Raw genomic sequence first — 18,867 nt, 5'->3', positions numbered from 1 at the left:
CCTGGGAGACCGCGATGGGCAAACTCGCGCTGGCAGCAAAAGTCACACACGTGCCGTCGTTGTATTTATCCGAGCTCGACGGTCCGCACAAAGGTTGCCGTCAGGCCGCGATCGACGGACACCACGAAATCGGCCGACGCTGTCGCGAACTCGGCGTCGATACGATCGTCGTGTTCGACGTGCACTGGCTCGTGAATAGCGAATACCACATCAATTGCGCGCCCAAATTCGAAGGCGTGTACACGAGCAACGAGCTGCCGCATTTCATCAGGAACATGCCGTACGCGTACCCGGGCAATGTCGGGCTCGGTGAGCTGATCGCAGAAGTCGCCAACGAAATGGGCGTGAAAAGCCGCGCGCACAGCGCGACCACGCTCGAACTCGAATACGGCACGCTGGTGCCGATGCGCTATATGAACAGCGATCAGCACTTCAAGACGGTGTCGGTGGCGGGCTGGTGTATGTGGCACGACCTCGCGACCAGCGCGCGCTTCGGCCTCGCGGTGCGCAAGGCCATCGAAGAACGCTATGACGGTACCGTGGCCATTCTCGCGAGCGGCTCGCTGTCGCATCACTTCGCGAACAACGGCACCGCCGATCAGTTCTTGCACAAAGTCTGGAGCCCGTTCCTCGAACAGATGGATCGCAGCGTGGTGCGCATGTGGGAAGCCGGCGACTGGAAGACCTTCTGCGACATGCTGCCGCTCTACAACGAGAAATGCTGGGGCGAAGGCGGCATGCACGATACGGCGATGCTGCTAGGCGCGCTCGGCTGGGACTGTTACGACGGCAAGGTTGAAGTCATCACGCCTTATTTCGGCAGTTCGGGCACCGGTCAGATCAACGCGATCTTCCCGGTCACGCCGCTACCCGTCTGACATTCGCGAGGAAATCGCCATGCCTCACTTGACACTCGAATACAGCGGCAACCTCGCGGATGCTCAACGGCTCGGCGAACTTTGCAAAGACCTCGCGCAGTGCCTCGACGCGCAGCGCGATAGCGGCGAGCGCGTCTATCCGCTCGGCGGTATTCGCGTGCGCGCGCTGCGCTGCGAACAGTACTGCATCGCCGATGGGAGCCCCGACGCCGCGTTCCTGCACGCAAACCTGAAGATCGGCGCGGGTCGCTCGGAGGCCGTCAAGAAGGCGACCGGCGACGCGCTGTTCGCGCTGATCAAGCAGTGCTTCGCCCCTGAGTTCGAACGGCAGGGGCTCGCGTTGTCGCTCGAAATCAACGAGTTCAGCGAAGCCGGCACCTGGAAGCACAACAATCTGCATGCGCGGCTCAAGCGCTGACACATCATGCTAGACGAACAAACCATTCGCGACCTCGCCGCGCAACTCGATCACGCGGAAAAGACCCGCACGCAGCTGCGCCATTTTTCCGCGCAGTATCCACAGATGACCGTACAGGACGGCTACGCGATTCAACGCGAGTGGGTCAAGCTGAAACTCGCCGAAGGCCACGTGATCAAGGGCAGGAAGATCGGCCTGACGTCGCGCGCGATGCAGCGCTCGTCGCAGATCGACGAACCCGACTACGCGCCGCTGCTCGACAGCATGTTCATCGGCAGCGGCCAGGACATTCGCACGGATCGCTTCATCGCGCCGCGCGTCGAGGTGGAACTCGCGTTCGTGCTGAACAAACCGTTGAAGGGCCCAGGCGTCACGCTGTTCGATGTGCTCGACGCGACCGCCTATGTAACGCCGGCCATCGAAATCATCGACGCCCGAATCGAGCAGTTCGATCGCGAAACGCGCGCGCCGCGCAAGGTCTACGACACGATCTCCGACTTCGCCGCCAACGCGGGCGTCGTGCTCGGCGGCAGGCCCGTGCGTCCGCTCGAGGTCGACCTGCGCTGGGTCGGCGCGCTGCTGTACAAGAACGGCGCGGTCGAGGAAAGCGGGCTCGCGGCGGCGGTGCTCAACCATCCGGCCACCGGCGTCGCGTGGCTCGCCAACAAGATTGCTCCGTACGATGAATCACTGAACGCGGGCGACGTCATCCTGAGCGGCTCATTCACGAGCCCGATTCCGGCCCGCGCGGGCGACACGTTCCACGTCGACTATGGCCCGCTCGGCGGCATCGGTTTGAACTTCATCTGAGAGCAACGACATGTCCTTGCCGACCAACCCCTTCAAACGCGCGCTCGCCGACGGCAAGCCGCAGTTCGGCTTGTGGGCCGCGCTCGCCGACGCCTACGTGACCGAGCTGCTCGCCACCGCCGGTTTCGACTGGCTGCTGATCGACAACGAGCACGCGCCGAACGACGTGCGCAGCACGCTGTCGCAGCTGCAGGCGGTCGCTGCGTATCCGTCGCATCCGGTCGTGCGGCCGGTGAAAAGCGACGCCGCGCTGATCAAGCAGTTGCTCGACATCGGCGCGCAAACGCTGCTGCTGCCGATGATCGACACGGCCGCGCAGGCGCTCGATGCGGTCGCGGCCACGCGTTATCCGCCGCAGGGTATCCGCGGCGTCGGCAGCGCGCTCGCGCGTGCGTCGCGCTGGAATCGTGTGCCCGACTATCTGAACACTGCCGTCGACGAACTATGCGTGATCGTGCAGGCGGAGACCGTGCAGAGCCTCGACAACCTCGCGGAGATCGCGCGCGTGGATGGCGTCGATGGCGTGTTTTTCGGGCCGTCGGATCTGAGCGCGTCGATGGGATTGCTCGGCAAACCGGGCGACGCACGCGTGCGCGACGCGATTCGCCGCGGCATCGAAACCGTGCGCGGCGCCGGCAAGGCGGCGGGCGTGCTCGCACCTGATCCCGCGCTGGCGGCCGAATATCTGGCAGCGGGCGCGAGCTTCGTCGCGGTGGGCACGGACACGGGCTTGCTGAGCCGCGCGGCCGCGGACCTCGCTGCGTCGTACAAGAGCACAGCGACGGTCGCACCGCGTGTCAAAGGCGGATATTGACGCAACAAAAGCCGCGGGCCGCCTCACCCGCCCCGCGCTCGCGGCCTTCCCCTACTCCCCCGCCGGCCAGGGCAAGCCTCGCGCCGACCAATCCAGCTCGACCCCCATCACACAGCGCCCGCTCGCCAAATGCACGGCCAGGGTCACCGCGATGCACGGCCGCCCGCTCGCGAGCGACAGATACGGATTACTGGTGATCGCCTCGCCGGGCAGCAGCACCGCATTGCGGAAGTACGGCCGATGATCCCAGCGCGCATCGCGCGGATTCGCGACCGGCTGCAGCGACGCGGCGTCCTTGCACCATGCCGGCCCGCGCACCTCGTGACCGATCTGGCGGCCGGTATCGTCGAGAAGGAAGCAGCTGATGCAGCGCTTGAAGGTCGCGAGCAGCGCGAACGCGTCGTCCATCGTGACGCCGGCGCGCAAGCCGTCGGCCGCGCGCCGCAGTTCGACCCGGTACGGCTCCAGCTCGGATTCGAACAACGCATACTGATGCGCGCGGCCCTGCGCGATCACGTCGAATGCATCGTCGATCTGGCGGTGCACCGACTCGGGCGGCGCGATCTCGACAGCGGGCCGGCCGAGCAGATAGCCCTGCGCGAAATCGACATTCGACTCGACCGCGAGAATCAGCTCGTCGGTCGTCTCGACACCTTCGACGACCACTAGCATCCCCGCCTGATGCAGCAGCGACACGAGCTTCGGCAGGATCGGCTGCTGGGTGCCGTGCGTGGTCGCGCGAATCAGCTCGCCGTCGAGCTTCACGATGTCCGGCCGGATCCGCAGCAGCCGGTCGAGGTTCGACTGGCCCGCGCCGAAGTCGTCGACTGCGATCAGGAAGCCGTGCTGGCGATAGCGCGCCGCCGCGCGCGACATCTCGTCGACGCTGCCGCCATGCGATTCGAGGATCTCCAGAATCACGCGCTCGGGTTCGAGCCCCGCGGCGCGCACGATTTTCGTCAACTGATCGGCATAGCCGTCGGCGACGAAGGTGGACGGCAAGATGTTCAGGAACAGCCAGGCATCGCCGGGCAGCGCGCGGCGCGCGTTGCCGAGATGGACCGCGTGGCTCGCGCGGTCGAGCGCGCCTTCGTCGCTCGACGGCTTCGGCGCGAACATCACGACCGGCGGCACCAGCGTGCCGTCGTCGTGCTCGCCGCGCAGCAGCGCCTCGAAGCCGACCTGCTTCTGATGCGACAGGCTGTAGAGCGGCTGAAAGTGCGAGATCAGATAGAAGTCTTCCCAGCGGTAACGCGGCGCAAGCACGTCGTCGAACGGCGGCTGCAGCGCGTCGAACGGCCGCGCGCGCTCGGCGCAGACACGGTTGCGGCCCGTCTGCTTCGCGCGCAGCAACGCTTCGTCGGCGCGATCGAGCAGCACCATGAAGCTTTCGCCGCGCCGGTGCTCGGCCACGCCGAAGCTCGCGGTCAGATTGCCGTCCGGCCGTTCGATCGCGGCGATGTCGAGGCGCAGCCGCTCGGCGAATTGCAGCGCGCCGGTGAGGTCGTCGTCGATCAGCAGCGCGAACTCTTCGCCGCCGATGCGGCTCACGCTGTGGTAAAGCGCGACCGCGTCCTTCAGCACCTGCGCGACCTGAAACAGCGCGTGGTCGCCGACCGCATGGCCGAAGCGGTCGTTGAGCGACTTGAAGCTGTCGATGTCGAGAAAGATCGCGCTGATCCGCGCGCCCGGCGCCAGCGTCTCGAGTCGTCCCTCGGCGTGCTTGACGAACGAGCGGCGGTTTTGCAGGCCGGTCAGCGAATCGGTTGCGGCGAGTTGCGCGAGCTGGCTTTCGAGCAGAAAGTGATTGCGGCGGAAATGGTAGAAGGCGAAATGGAACACCGCCGTCGTCGGCGCGCCGATCGCGATGACCCACGTCCACACGGCCACGTCGACCTCGGGCGCATGAGTTTTGCCGCGCAGCAGCGCGATGGCCACCGCGTAAAACAGCGCGCTGCCGGTGGCGAAATGCGCGGGCGTGAGCCATATCGGCGCCGCGCAGATCGGTATCACGACGAACGCGGGCAACAGCCACGGCAACGGATTTGCAAGGCCTTGCTCATTCAGCACGAGCCCGCCGATCAGCACCAGCTCGTATGCGACGCAAATCGCGCCGAACAGCGCCGTCGATTTCGTGCACGGGATCGCCAGTACCAGCAGAGCAAGCACGACCGCGCACAGTAGCCGGTACACGAGCGGCGCGGACGGTGCGCTGACCAGTTCGCGCGCCTCCACCATGGACAGGAACGCCAGCACCGTGAAGCCCAGCTTCATGAGGGCAAGCGGCCGCTGATGCTCGAGCGAGCGCCGGTGAAAGCGCTCACGCATACTCGGCTGGGACAGGTGCTGCGTTGGGATGGCAGACATAGAGGCTGATCAGGCTGGGTTTCCGGTCACTCCGCCAATGGTTATCGGCAAACGTTCGATAAACATTTATGGCTAACGTGAAACGACGCATGAATTGCTATGCGCTCGACTACACCGCCATCACTCGATCGCGCCCCGCCGCTTTGGCCGCCTACCCATTGCGAATTATTTTGAATCGAAGCTCGTGCTCGGCCATTGCCAGCAAGCGACGATAACTTTCATTACGGTTTCAGGCAATTGCGCGTTGCTATTCGCGCGATTTACCACCCGCCAAATGCATCATTTAGAGCGTTAAGCTCAAAGCGTGCCGGAATTGTCGGCGAATGCGACTATTGCTGCGCAAGCTTTTTGTGCGCGAAGCACAAGCAAACGTTTCAATTTTTATTGAAGCAGCAAAAATTACGTAATTCATGTGTCTCGAATGCGCATCAATAAACGCATATGCTGAGCAACGGAATGTGGCTAAAAGCCAGTGTCTTAAGTAGACTTCTGACGAGTGTGCCGCAATGCAGACAATCGGGCAGAAATGACGTAAATGGCGCGGCACGCGATTGCCGAACGACTCCGCTGCTCAATTGCTCAAACGTTTGCGAATGAGCAACAGGTAGCGACCACTTCCGGAAAACATGGTCCCAATCCTCGACTATCTGCTTGAACGCCAGATCTCACCGCAATGGCGCGGCATGCTGAGCGCACTGGCGAGCGAGTTCGAGGCGCAAATCGGACGCGACGAATTGCGTCAGCTGATGCATCGCGTCGGCAATCGTTTCGCGCTCGCGCATCCGCTGCCCGCCTGCGGATCGACGGCGGAACTCGAGCAGGTGTTGAACTCTTACTGGCATCAGATGGATTGGGGATACGTCGCACTCGCCGATGAGGCCGAGTCGCTGCGCATCATTCACTATTGCGCGCCGCTGCCGGCCTTCGGCGAAGCGGCGCTCGCCTGGACGCCGGCGTTTCTCGAAGGCGCCTATCAGACCTGGTTGAGCGCGTTGGGCGCGCAGGGTTTGTCGGTCGTGCAGACGAGCGCGTTCGGCGAGGACAGCTCGCTCGAATTCCGCCTCGGCCGTCATCCGGCCTGAGCATCAGCGGCTCTGAAGAACGACATATCAGGTTCAAGACAGTGCGGTAGTAATGCAAGAAATGTGCGACGTCGATACAGCCGACGCGTGGAAGCAGGGAAGGCAGTTCAAATAACAGCGCTCCGAGGAATCGGCTCGGGGCAATGCACGGTATGTACCGGACGGCGGCATCATGAGTTCATCGAACGACATCGAAAAACTGTTCGAGCAATTCGGCGGCGACGCCAATGCGTACCAGGAGATCGGTCGCGAGAACGACGCGCGCACCGCGCGCACCCGTTGGCCGCTGCTCGTCACGCTCGATCTGACGCAACCGGCGATTCCGGCGATCGGCCAGCTTCGCGACCCGAAACAGCAGCCGCCGGCGAGCGTGGCGCCACGGCCCGTCGCCGTCCATGAGGACACGACGCCGAAGGACATGGCATCGGTGACGCGGGCGAAGGCGCCGCTCTTCACGCGCCCTCACCGGCGTGACATTCCTCCTGTGCCGGTGAGTCCCGCGCAGCCGGCGGCGCCGAGTGGCGCGTCGCGCTTCCGTACCGCTGATGAAACCGACGAGGCTGCCGCGCCGGGCGTGCCGGCTGCTGCCCCATCCGCGCCTATCGCGCCTATCGCGCCTATCGCGCCGATCCCACCGGTCTCCGCACCGGCTCTGGCAGCGTCGCAAACCTCGATTCCACCGATCGCGCCCGCATGGGTCGCACCCAGCGTCAGCGCCGCACCGGCAGCGCCGTTGCCACCGCTACAGGCCACGCAACCCACCTACACCGCCCCGCCCGCGCATCCGGCCCAGCCACCGTCGATCCTCGGCAAGATGTTCGCCGCGCAGAACCCATCCACGCGGCCGCAAGCTGCCGTGCCCGCGCCCCAGCCCACGTCGCTGAACGCGCTCTTCGACCGTCTGCGCGGCACGCCCGTGCAAGGCGCCCAGCCACCCGCCGGCCCCGCGCGCGGCGGCTTCCCGTCGTGGCTCACCAACGGTCCGCGTCGGCCATGAAAGTCATTGCCGTGGTATCCGCCAAAGGCGGGGTCGGCAAGACCACCCTCGCCGCCAACCTCGCCTCCGTGCTGGCCAACAGCGGCCGGCGCGTGATCGCGCTCGATCTCGATCCGCAGAACGCCTTGCGTCTGCACTTCGGGGTGCCGCTCGACAGCGTCGACGGCGTGTCGCGTGCAACGCTCTCCGGCAACCCGTGGCAAACGGTGATGTTCGACGGCATCGACGGCGTGACCGTGCTGCCGTACGGCGCGCTGCTGGAAGATGACCGCCGCCGCCTCGAGGCGCATATCGACCAGCATCCGCAATGGCTCGCGCAGTCGTTGCAGAACCTGCGGCTCGATGCGTCCGACATCGTCATCATCGACACGCCGCCCGGCTCGTCGGTCTACGCGCGAACCGCGCTGAGCGCGGCCACCTTCGCGCTGAACATCGTGCTCGCTGACGCCGCGTCGTACGCGGCGATCCCGCACATGGAGCGGCTGATCGAAGCCTACGCGGCGCCGCGTGCGGACTTCGGCGGCGTCGGCTACGTGGTCAACCAGATCGACCAGTCGCGCCAGCTGACCAAGGACGTGCTGAAGGTGTTGCGCCAGATGCTCGCCGGCAAGGTGTTCCCCGGCGTGATCCATCTCGACGAAGGCGTCAGCGAAGCGCTCGCCTGCGACACGACGCTGATCCACTACGATCCGCTGAGTCAGGCCGCCGCCGATTTGCGCGCGTGCGGCGCGTGGCTCATGGCGGCGCTCGACGCGATCGCCGCCCAGCCGAGGAACGTCGCATGAGCAGCCCAGCCTCCTCCCGCGAACCCGAGGGCGGCGAGCCTTCACGGTTCGAGCGCTTCATCGAAGCGAACTTCTGGAACAGCCGCATCGTCACCGGGCTCGTCACGCTGCTCGCGCTGTACATGCTGTACTTCGTGTTCACGGTGCCGCTCGAGTTCTATCAGCAGCTGACCTTCGCGACGCTGTGCTTCGTGCTCGCGCTGATGTTTCGCCGTCTGCCCGGCCGCTACGCGACGATGGTCATGATCATGCTGTCGATCGTCGCGTCGGGCCGCTACATGTACTGGCGTCTGACCGAAACGACCGCCTGGGAGCGGCCGCTCGACGCCGCCTGGGGTTTGCTGCTCGTCTCCGCCGAGCTCTACGCGACGCTCGTGCTGATGCTCGGCTACTTCCAGACCGCGTGGCCGCTCAAGCGCAAGCCGATGCCGCTGCCCGCCAATCGCGACGAGTGGCCGACCGTCGACGTATTCATCCCGACCTACAACGAGCCGCTCGCGGTCGTGAAGCCGACCGTCTACGCGGCGCTCGCGCTCGACTACCCGGCCGACAAGATGTCGATCCATGTGCTCGACGACGGCCGCCGCCCCGAGTTCAAGGCGTTCTGCGAGGAAGTCGGCGTGAACTGGACGATCCGCACGAACAACCGTCACGCGAAGGCCGGCAACATCAACGAGGCGATGAAGATCACGACCGGCGAGTACCTCGCGATCTTCGACTGCGATCACATCCCGACCCGCTCGTTCCTGCAGATCGGCCTCGGCTGGTTCCTGCGCGACAAGCTGCTGTCGATGCTGCAAACGCCGCACCATTTCTTCTCCCCCGACCCGTTCGAGCGCAACCTCGGCACCTTCCGCAAGGTGCCGAACGAAGGCGAACTGTTCTACGGCCTCGTGCAGGACGGCAACGATCTGTGGAACGCGACGTTCTTCTGCGGCTCGTGCGCGCTGTTGCGCCGGAACATGGTCGAAGAGATCGGCGGCATCGCGGTGGAAACCGTGACCGAGGACGCGCACACCGCACTGAAGCTGCACCGCCTTGGCTACACCACCGCGTATCTGGCGATTCCGCAGGCCGCCGGCCTCGCGACCGAAAGCCTGTCGGGCCACATCGGCCAGCGCATCCGCTGGGCGCGCGGCATGACGCAGATCTTCCGCATCGACAATCCGCTCACCGGCAAGGGGCTGAAGATCGGCCAGCGCCTGTGCTATCTGAACGCGATGATGCACTTCTTCTACGGCGTGCCGCGTCTCGTGTTCCTGACCGCGCCGCTGTCGTACCTGTTCTTCGGCGCGCATGTGATCGAAGCGGCGGCTAGCACGATCGCGATCTACGCGCTGCCGCACATGATGCACGCGAGCATCACGAACTCGCGGATGCAGCGGATGTTCCGCCATTCGTTCTGGGCCGAGGTGTACGAGTCGGTGCTCGCGTCGTACATCACCGCGCCGACGCTGCTCGCGCTGATCAATCCGAAGCTCGGCAAGTTCAACGTGACGGCCAAGGGCGGCGTGATCGAGAAGAGTTATTTCGATTGGTCGATCTCGCGGCCGTACCTGTTTTTGCTGCTGCTGAACCTGCTCGGCTTCCTCGTGGGTCTCGTGCACATCTATCTGAACTGGCACGTGCGCAGCATCGTCGAGACCACGCTGCTCAATCTCGCGTGGACCAGCTACAACATGCTGATCCTCGGCGCGAGCGTGGCCGCCGCGAGCGAGCGCCGCCAGATCCGCGCGGTGCCCCGCGTCGCGATGAAGATGCCGGTGATGCTGAAGTTCTCGACCGGCCGCACGCTCGCGTGCGAAACGATCGACTACTCGGAAGGCGGCGTCGGTGTCGCGCTGCCCGGCAAGATCGAAGTGCCGATGCAGGAGCCCGTGACCGTGTCGCTGTTTCGCGGCGACGAAGAGTACGCGTTTCCCGCCACCGTCAGTTTTACCGAGCCGGGCCGCGTGGGCCTGCGCTTTTCGTCGATGTCGCCCGAACAGGAGTACGAGTTCGTGAAGACCACCTTCGCCCGCGCGGACGCGTGGACCGGCTGGGCCGAGGGACGCGAGACGGACACGCCGCTGCGCGGCCTGTCGCATGTGCTGAGGGTCGGCGTGCGCGGCATCGCGGGTCTGTTCGAGCATCTATACGACGACTTGCGCAGTTCGATCAAAAGCCGTCCCGCGGACGTCAAGAAGCTAAAAACGAAAGACTGATCTATGGGCTACCGGATGCCGAACGACAAGATCGAACACCCGGCTCACGGGCGCAACAGCACTGGACCCCAATCGCGTCTGTTCGCCCTCCACGGCTCGCGACACTCGCGGCGAATCATGCGAGGCGTCGCCTGCTGGCTTGCGCTGCAGACCGCGCTGGCGTCGTTCGTGCCGCTCGCTTACGCGGCTGCACCGGCTGCCGCCCCGGCATCCAAGCCGGCCCCGGCCGCCGCCGCAACCGCCGGCGCGGCGCAAAGCCCGCAAGTCGCGACCGGTGTCGGCAACGTGCCCGCGCCGAGCGCGGCGGTGCCGTTCGATCCGAACGCGATCGCCCAGGACCAGCTCGCCACGCCGACGCCCGCGCTCGCGGCCTCGTCGGTGAAGGCGCTCGGCATGCGCACGCCGACCACCGCCGAGCCCGGCACGCTGGTGCCCGGAGGCCGCCGTCAAACGCTAACGTTTGCGGACTTCGGCGCGCTCGACCCGCTGCAACTGCGCGGCGTCGACGGCCAGAACGGCATTGCGTTCTCGGTGCGCGGCGACGAAGTCGTGACCGGCGCGACGCTGCATCTGATCTACAGCTATTCGCCCGCGCTGCTGGCGAACCTGTCGCAACTGAAGGTCCTGATCAACGGCGAGGTCGCCGCCACGCTGCCGCTGCCGCACGAGCAGGCCGGCATGCTGGTCGCGCGCGACATCACGATCGATCCGCGCTTCATCACCGACTTCAATCACCTGAACCTGCAACTGATCGGCCACTACACGACGGCCTGCGAAGACCCCGCGAACTCGTCGCTGTGGGCGACGATCAGCAACGCGAGCTCGCTCGACCTGAGCTACGCGTCGCTCCCGACGAAGGCGGAACTGGCCGCGCTGCCGCAGCCGTTCTTCGACCGCCGCGACGTGCGCCGCCTCGAACTGCCGTTCGTGTTCGCGCAGAAACCCGGCAACGGCACGCTCGAAGCCGCGGGCATCGTCGCGTCGTGGTTCGGCTCGCTCGCCGGCTATCGCGGCGCGCTGTTTCCGACCCAGCTCGACAGCCCGCCGCTGTCGGGCAACGCGGTCGTGTTCGCGACCAGCGACCAGCATCCAGCCGGCGTGACGATTCCCGAGATTACCGGGCCGACCATCGCGGTGGTCGAGCGCGACGCGAACGCGCGCGGCAAGCTTCTGCTCGTGCTCGGCCGCGACGAGGCCGAGCTGAAGACCGCCGCGAAGTCGCTCGGCATCGGCCATAGCACGCTGTCCGGCGCGAGCGCGACGATCACGTCGCTGAACGCGATCACGCCGCGCGTGCCCTACGACGCGCCGAACTGGCTGGCGACCGACCGCGCGGTGCGCTTCGGCGAACTCGCCGATCCGAAAGACCTGACCGTGTTCGGCTACGACGCCGACGCGGTGCGCATCAACATGCGTGTGGCGCCCGATCTGTTCATGTGGCACACGCGCGGCGCGCCGATCAACCTGCGCTACCGCTACACGGTGCGGCCGGCGCGCGACCGCTCGTCGCTGAACATCAGCGTGAACAACGGCTTCGTGCAGGCGCTGCCGATTCCGGCACGCTCGACCTCGGTGTTCGAGATGAGCCGCTACTTCAACCTGATCATGCCCGACGGCACCGCCGACGCGCGCCGCAACATCCGCATCCCGCCGCTCTTGATGACGCCGCGCACACAACTGCGCCTGCACTTCTACTACGACATCCCGAACACCGGCGAATGCGCGGGCCGCCTGCTGCAGAACGTGGTCGGCGCGATCGATCCGAACTCGACGATCGACCTGTCGTCGTTCCCGCACTACATGGCGCTGCCCGACCTGGCCGCGTTCGCCAACAGCGGCTTCCCGTTCACGCGGATGGCGGATCTGTCCGAGACCGCCGTCGTGCTGCCGGACGCCCCGGACCCGAGCGACTACAGCCTGTATCTGCTGACGATGGGCCGGATGGGCGAATCGACCGGCTTTCCGGTCGCCGGGGTGACCGTCACCCATGCGGCCGACGTCGACCACTTCGCGGACAAGGACCTGCTGGTGTTCGGCGCGCCCGGCAAGCAGCCGCTGTTGCAGCGCTGGTCGAAGTCGATGCCGTTCTCCAGTAACGGCGACGCGCACACGTTCCAGCTCACCGACCTCGTGTTCAAGCTGCGCGACTGGTGGCATGGCGAGCGCGGCGTCGAGCGCACACCCGCGCGCGCCGATCTGACGATGGTCAGCTCGAGCGGCGCCGCGCTGCTGACCGGCTTCGAGTCGCCGCTGCAGAGCGGCCGCAGCGCGGTTGCGCTGATCAGCGCGGCCGGTCCGTCGGACGCCGACCTGTCCGCCGCGCTGCTCGACGCCGACGTGCTGCCGAAGATTCAAGGCGCGATGGCCGTGATCCATGGCCGCGACGTCACCATCACGTCGAACGGCTCCGCATACTATGTCGGCCATTTGTCGCCGCAGGAGTATCTGCGCTGGGCGCTGTCGTCGCATCCGCTGCTGCTTTTGTTCGGCGGCGTGCTCGCCGCGCTGATCATCGCGGGCCTGTGCTACCGGACGCTGCGCGCGCTTGCCGCGCGTCGACTGAAGGACTGATGGAACGGATATGACTCGTATGCGGTTCCGGATCGACAGAAGGACCTCTTTTGCGCTGGCGCTCGGTATCGGCATCGCGGCGTCGGCGAGTCTTGCGGCTTCGAGCGGCACCGCGCAGGCCGCGCAGAACGGCGCCGCCTGCGGTGACTGGAGCGCGTGGCGAACCTTCGTGCAACGTTTCGTGCAGGCCGACGGCCGCGTGATTGACTACTCGACACCGACCCAGCAGACCACCTCGGAAGGCCAGTCTTACGCGCTCTTTTTCGCGCTGGTCGCCAACGACCGCGCGACCTTCGACAAGCTGCTCGGCTGGACCCGCGCGAATCTCGCGGGCGATCAGTTCGATCCGCAGAACCTGCGCCTGCCCGCATGGCAATGGGGCAAAAAGCCGGACGGCTCGTACGGTGTGCTCGATCCGAATTCGGCATCGGATTCCGATCTCTGGATCGCCTATGACCTGCTGCAAGCCGGCCGCCTGTGGCACAACCCCGCCTACACGCAGCTCGGTCAGGCTCTCGCCGAGCGCATCGCTCACGACGAAGTCGCGAACCTGTCCGGCCTCGGGCCGATGCTGCTGCCGGGCGCGCAGGGTTTCAGGAACGGCAGCGTCACGCGTCTGAATCCGAGCTATCTGCCGCTGCCGGTGCTGCGCGCGCTCGCGCACGAGGTGCCGGACGGCCCGTGGGCCAAGCTCGCCGACAACGCCTATCAGTTCGTCAAAACCGTCTCGCCACAAGGCTTCGCGCCCGACTGGGCGGCGTGGCAGAACGGCCGGTTCGCGGTCGATCCGAAGAACGGCGATGTCGGCAGCTACGACGCGATTCGCGTCTATCTGTGGGCCGGCCTCGCGTCGCCCGCCGATCCGCTCGCGAAGCCGTGGCTCGGCGCGCTCGGCGGCATGCGCGCGAAGGTCGCGCAGAACGGTTTCCCGCCGGAGAAGGTGTCGTCGACCACCGGCGCGTCGAGCGGCGAAGGCCCGCTCAGCTACTGGGGCGCGCTCGCGCCGTACTTCAAGACGCTGGGCGACGAGCATGGCCTCGGACTCGCGCGCACGCGGCTCGCCGCGCTCGACGCGAGCGTGCCGGGCCGCGAACCGGTGTACTACGATCGTGTGCTGGGCCTGTTCGGCACGGGGTTCATCGATGGCCGCTACCGCTTCGATGAAGCCGGCAGCCTCGTGCCCGCCTGGAGGGCCGGATGCGATTGAACGCTCTCGCCGTGTCGCTGCGCATCGCGCTGTCCGTCGGCGTGGTCTACTGCGTGGCCGCGACCGCGCCCGATGCGCTCGCGCAGGCGAGCAAAGACCCGCTGAGCGTGCTGATCGATCAGGGCAAGTACTGGCAGTCGCATCAGCGCGGCGATCTCGCCGAGCAGGCCTGGCAGAAGGTACTCAGCATCGATCCGAAGCAGCCCGACGCGCTGTTCGGCATGGGCATGGTGCTGGCCGACCGCAAGGACGGCGCCGGCGCGCAGCAATACCTCGCGCGGCTGAAGGCGGCCGCGCCGAACTATCCGAATCTCGATGAGCTCGGCCGCCGGCTGGGCCAGGCCAGCCCGCGCGATCAGACGATCGACGAAGCGCGCCGGCTCGCGCAAGCCGGCCAAAGCGCGAGCGCGGTGCAGGAGTATCAGCGCGCGCTGACCGGCAAGCCCGCCACGCCGCAGTTGCAGCTCGAGTATTACCAGGCGCTCTCGGCGACGCCGCAGGGCTGGGACGAAGCGCGCCGCGGCCTCGAACAGCTCGCGCACGACAACCCGAACGACCCGCGCTTCGCACTCGCGTACGCGCAGCATCTGACCTATCGCGACGTCACGCGGCGCGACGGTATCGCGCGGCTGCAGAAGCTCGCGGGGGACACCTCGGTCGGCGCGGCGGCGAAAAAGAGCTGGCGCCAGGCGCTGCTGTGGCTCGACGCGCGGCCCTCCGACGCCGCGCTGTACGAATCGTTTTTCCAGACCGCCGGTGAAGATGCCGCGGTAAAGGCGCGCTACGAATCGATGGTGCAGCAGGACGCCGCGGCGCGCGCCCGCGCGCAGCAAAACGCCGCCGCCGACGTGCGCGGCCGCGTGATCGCCGAGGGCTTCGCCGCGCTCGACCGCGACGACGTCGTGACCGCGCGCGCCAGGTTCTCGTCGGTGCTCGCAAACAGTCCTAACGATACCGACGCGCTCGGCGGCATGGGCATCGCCGCGCTGAAGCAGGAGCGATTCGCGGACGCGCGCAACTACCTGGAGCGCGCCTCGCGCGGCCCCAATCCGGCGCGCTGGAAAACCGCGCTCGACAGCGCGACCTACTGGACCTACACGAGCGAAGCGATCGGCGCGCGCAGCAACGGCGAGTTCGCGAAGGCGAAGGCGCTGTTCGAGCGCGCGATCGCGCTGAATCCTTCGGACGTGACCGCGCAGGTGCAGCTCGGCGAAATGCTGCTTCAGACCGGCGACCCGGCCGGCGCCGAGCAGGCGTACCGGATGGCGCTGCGCCGCCAGGCCGACAACCCCGACGCGATTCGCGGCCTCGTCGGCGCGCTCGCCGCACAGGGCCGCGCCGACGAAGCGCTGCAGTTCGCCAATCAGCTGAACGCGGAGCAACAGGCGAAGGTCGGCGGCATCGACCGTTTGCGCGGCGATGCGCAGGCGGCGCAGGCACGCGCGGCCGAAGCGCGCGGCGACCTCGGCACCGCGCGCAGCCTGTTCGAAGACGCGCTGCTGAACAAGCCCGACGATCCGTGGCTGCGGCTCGACCTCGCGCGCATCTACGTGCGCCAGGGCGCCGTCGCGAATGCGCGCAGCATGATGGACGGCCTGCTCGCCACCCATCCGGACATGACCGATGCGCTGTACGCGAGTGCGCTGCTGTCGGCGGAAACGCAGGACTGGTCGACCGGTCTCGCGCAGCTCGACCGCATTGCGCCCGCGCAGCGCACCGACGCGATGACGACCTTGCAGCATCGGCTGTGGGTGCATCAGCAGGCCGATCTCGCGACGCGCATGGCGAAGAACGGCCAGACGCAGCAGGCCATCGCGACCTTGCGCGCCGCCGAGCCGGTGGCCGGCAACAACCCCGAGCTGATCGGCGTGATCGCCGGCGCGTACCAGCAGGCCGGCGATTCGACCCGCGCGCTGGGTCTCGTGCGCGCCGCGATGAGCGCGGCGCCCGGCAATACCGATCTGCTGCTGCAGTACGCGGGCATTCTGTCCGCGGCAGGCCAGCAGGTCGAGCTCGGCAACGTGATGCGCCAGTTGCAGGCCACGCAGCTGACGCCGCAGCAGCGCACCGACTTCGACAACCTGAATCTTGGCATCGTCATCCGGCAGGCCGATGCGGTACGCCTGCGCGGCGATCTCGCAAGCGCCTACGAGGTGATCGCGCCATGGCTCGCCGCGATGCCCGACAACCCCGACCTGCAGGCCGCGCTCGGGCGCATGTACGCGAGCGCGGGCGACGACCGCAACGCGCTCACGAGCTTTCGCGTCGCGCTGCAGCGTCGCCCCGACGACCTGAGCCTGCTGCAGGCGGCGATCTCGGCCGCGGCCGGCTCGAAGCAGTTCAGCTACGCCGAAACGCTCGCGAACCAGGCGCTCGCCCTCGCACCGAACGATCCGGGCGTGCTCGCGACGGTGGGCCGCATGTATCGCGCCCAAGGCAATCTGTCGCTCGCGTCGACCTATCTGCAACGCTCGCTGGTCGCGGCCAATACGCCGCTGGTCGCGAACGCGCCCCGAACCGCAGGCAGCAACGTGCCGCGCGGCTGGGAAGCGGCGATGAGCCAGATCGGCGCGACGCCGCTGCCGGGCACCAATCCCTTCGAAGGCAAGACGGCGATCGCGACTTCGAGCGATGCCGACAATGGCGCGCGTCCCGCGCTTCCGTTCCTGAACACGCAGTCTTCCTCGCCGACGCAGACCGTGCCGAACTATCCGCCGCCCCCTCCGCCCGCGCCGTATGTCGCGCCTTATACGGCGCCCGCCGCGACGCCTTATAACGCGCCCGCCGTGCAGCCCGCCCCCGTCGCCGCACCATATGGAGCGCCCCGCTCCGCCGCCGAGGTCGGCGGCTACGGCCAGGAATCCTATGGCTCGAGCCAGTCGGGCACGCCGTTGCAGCCTTATCCGGGGCAAGGCCCAGCGCCGATGCAGCCGATGCCGCAGCAGCAGTACAACGCGGGTTATCCGCAGCCGCAGCCTTATGCGCAGCAGCAGGCGTATCCGCAGCAGCCCTACGGCGCGCAGGACGGCTATGCGGCCACTCCATGGCCGATGTCGCCAGCCGCGCGCGAAGCGCAGGCCAACGCCGCGTCGGCGACGCCGCTGCCGTACGGATCGACCCGCACCAGCGCGAAGAAGAACACGAAGAAGAGCACCGCGAAAACGAGCCAGCCGACGCCGGTCTACGCGCAGCAACTGCCGCCGTATCCGCAGCAGCAGGGCTATGCTCAGCCGTATCAGCCGTATCAGCCGTACCCGCAGCAGCAGCCCTATCAACCGCAGCCGCCATACCCGAACCAGGGCTACTACGCGCAGCAGCCGTACATTCCGCAACCGCCGGCCGGCTATGCACAGCCGTACTACCCGCCCGGCGGCAGCGCGCGGAACAACCCGCAGCCGAACGTCGCAAACGCGCAGACGCTCGGCGTCGCCGAGGAGCTTGCGCAGATCAATCGCGAGCAGTCGAGCACCGTGTCGGGCGGCCTGATCTTCCGCAATCGCGTCGGCGAGGACGGCCTGTCGTCGCTGACCGACATCGAGGCGCCGATCCAGGGGCGCATCAAGGCGGGCAACGGTCACGTGGTCGTGACCGCGACCCCGGTCACGCTCGACGCCGGCACCGCGTCGAACAGTACGTCGACGCTCGCGCGCTTCGGCGCGGGGCTTTCGACCGACTCGTCAAAGAACGCCGCGCAAAACGGCACCAACAACTACGGCAGCCAGACCGCGAGCGGTGTGGGCCTGTCGGTCGGCTACGACAGCCGCAGCATCAGCGGCGATATCGGCGTGACGCCGATCGGCTTTCGCGAGACCAACATCGTCGGCGGCGCGCAATACAACGGCGGCATCACCGACAAGGTCTCGTACTCGATCGCGGTCGCGCGGCGCGCGGTGACGGACAGCCTGCTGTCGTATGCGGGCGCGCGCGATGCGGCCGCCGGCCTCGAATGGGGCGGCGTCACGTCGACCGGCGCGCGCGCCAGCCTCGCGTGGGACGACGGCACGAGCGGCCTGTACGTGAACGCGTCGTATCAGCACTACATGGGCAACAACGTGCCGAGCAACAACGCGGTCAAGGGTGGCGGCGGCGTCTACACGCGTCTGCTGAAAGACGCCGACCAGACGCTGACGGTCGGCGTGAACACGACGATCATGGGCTACAACCGCAATCTGTCGTTCTTCACGTACGGCCAGGGCGGCTACTTCAGTCCGCAGCAGTACGTGATCCTGAATCTGCCGGTCGAATGGTCGGGCCGCGCAGGCCTGTTTACGTACGACGTGAAAGGCTCGATCGGCGTGCAGCATTACCGCGAGGATGCGTCGAACTACTTCCCGCTGAACGACGGCTCGTCGCGCCAGGGCGACGCGGCCGCCGCCGCGCAAGCCCTCGGCAACGGTCTGACCGCCGTCTACCCGGGGCAGAGCAAGACCGGCGTGTCGTATTCGATCAGCGGCGTTGGCGAATATCAGCTCGCGCCGCAGCTCGCGGTCGGGGCAACCGCGTCGTTCGGCAACGCTTATGAATATCGCGAGTGGCTTGCGGCCGTGTACGTGCGCTATAGCTTCAACAAGCAGACCGGTTTGCAGCCGTTCCCGCCGGTGCCGTTGACCTCGCAGTATCTGTCGTTGTCTAACTGACGCCCCGCGTTCATTCGCACTGCCTCGCATAGCGCGTACGTCGCGTATCGATCCACGCCGGAAAAGCGGGCGCTTCTTCCGCTTTCGCTGCGCTGCA

12 protein-coding genes are annotated in these 18,867 nt (G+C 66.9%); 11 read left to right on the top strand and 1 reads right to left on the bottom strand.

From position 1 onward, the window contains the following. The first annotated feature begins 14 nt into the window (after positions 1–14). From hpaD to hpaI, 4 genes are read left to right on the top strand one after another with little or no spacing between them, the layout of a single operon-like run. A complete protein-coding gene (gene hpaD / locus ACLFKU_RS31965) occupies positions 15–878 on the top strand; it encodes a 3,4-dihydroxyphenylacetate 2,3-dioxygenase (protein WP_410851776.1) in 864 nt (287 codons plus the stop codon). 19 nt (positions 879–897) lie between these two features. Next, on the top strand, positions 898–1,296 hold the full coding sequence (locus ACLFKU_RS31960; protein WP_410851775.1) for a 5-carboxymethyl-2-hydroxymuconate Delta-isomerase: 399 nt from the start codon (positions 898–900) through the stop codon (positions 1,294–1,296). A 6-nt stretch (positions 1,297–1,302) separates the two neighbouring features. Further along, entirely contained in the window at positions 1,303–2,106 is an 804-nt protein-coding gene (gene hpaH / locus ACLFKU_RS31955) for a 2-oxo-hept-4-ene-1,7-dioate hydratase (RefSeq protein ID WP_410851774.1), read from the top strand. Positions 2,107–2,116: 10 nt separating this feature from the next. Further along, positions 2,117–2,920 (top strand): 4-hydroxy-2-oxoheptanedioate aldolase, encoded by an 804-nt coding sequence (hpaI, locus tag ACLFKU_RS31950; protein WP_410851773.1) that lies wholly within the window; start codon positions 2,117–2,119, stop codon positions 2,918–2,920. 51 nt (positions 2,921–2,971) lie between these two features. On the opposite strand, the gene ACLFKU_RS31945 is transcribed toward hpaI, so the two are convergent. Further along, the gene (locus tag ACLFKU_RS31945) at positions 2,972–5,287 is read right to left on the bottom strand and encodes an EAL domain-containing protein (protein ID WP_410851772.1); all 2,316 of its coding nucleotides are present in this window, start codon (positions 5,285–5,287) and stop codon (positions 2,972–2,974) included. A gap of 626 nt (positions 5,288–5,913) precedes the next feature. On the opposite strand from ACLFKU_RS31945, the gene bcsD reads away from it, so the two are divergent. From bcsD to ACLFKU_RS31910, 7 genes are all read left to right on the top strand, one after another. Continuing rightward, positions 5,914–6,369, top strand: coding sequence for a cellulose biosynthesis protein BcsD (gene bcsD, locus ACLFKU_RS31940; RefSeq protein WP_410851771.1), 456 nt, complete (start codon positions 5,914–5,916; stop codon positions 6,367–6,369). Positions 6,370–6,541: 172 nt separating this feature from the next. Beyond that, positions 6,542–7,366 (top strand): cellulose biosynthesis protein BcsP, encoded by an 825-nt coding sequence (gene bcsP / locus ACLFKU_RS31935; RefSeq protein WP_410851770.1) that lies wholly within the window; start codon positions 6,542–6,544, stop codon positions 7,364–7,366. Next, positions 7,363–8,151 (top strand): cellulose biosynthesis protein BcsQ, encoded by a 789-nt coding sequence (gene bcsQ / locus ACLFKU_RS31930; protein WP_410851769.1) that lies wholly within the window; start codon positions 7,363–7,365, stop codon positions 8,149–8,151. Before bcsP ends, bcsQ begins: the two co-directional genes overlap by 4 nt. Then, positions 8,148–10,355, top strand: a complete 2,208-nt coding sequence (gene bcsA / locus ACLFKU_RS31925) for a UDP-forming cellulose synthase catalytic subunit (protein WP_368585978.1) — start codon at positions 8,148–8,150, stop codon at positions 10,353–10,355. Before bcsQ ends, bcsA begins: the two co-directional genes overlap by 4 nt. A gap of 3 nt (positions 10,356–10,358) precedes the next feature. Further along, on the top strand, positions 10,359–12,926 hold the full coding sequence (gene bcsB, locus ACLFKU_RS31920; protein ID WP_410851768.1) for a cellulose biosynthesis cyclic di-GMP-binding regulatory protein BcsB: 2,568 nt from the start codon (positions 10,359–10,361) through the stop codon (positions 12,924–12,926). A gap of 19 nt (positions 12,927–12,945) precedes the next feature. Continuing rightward, entirely contained in the window at positions 12,946–14,133 is a 1,188-nt protein-coding gene (gene bcsZ, locus ACLFKU_RS31915) for a cellulose synthase complex periplasmic endoglucanase BcsZ (protein ID WP_410851788.1), read from the top strand. Then, positions 14,124–18,770 carry a cellulose synthase subunit BcsC-related outer membrane protein gene (locus ACLFKU_RS31910; RefSeq protein WP_410851767.1) on the top strand — a complete coding sequence of 1,549 codons (4,647 nt, stop codon included), beginning with the start codon at positions 14,124–14,126 and terminating at the stop codon, positions 18,768–18,770. Before bcsZ ends, ACLFKU_RS31910 begins: the two co-directional genes overlap by 10 nt. Positions 18,771–18,867 lie beyond the last annotated feature (97 nt).

Source organism: Paraburkholderia sp. EG304, assembly GCF_046543485.1.
Classification (GTDB): domain Bacteria; phylum Pseudomonadota; class Gammaproteobacteria; order Burkholderiales; family Burkholderiaceae; genus Paraburkholderia; species Paraburkholderia youngii.
Note: the sequence above shows the minus strand (reverse complement) of the source record. Positions and strands in the feature narration are given on the sequence as shown.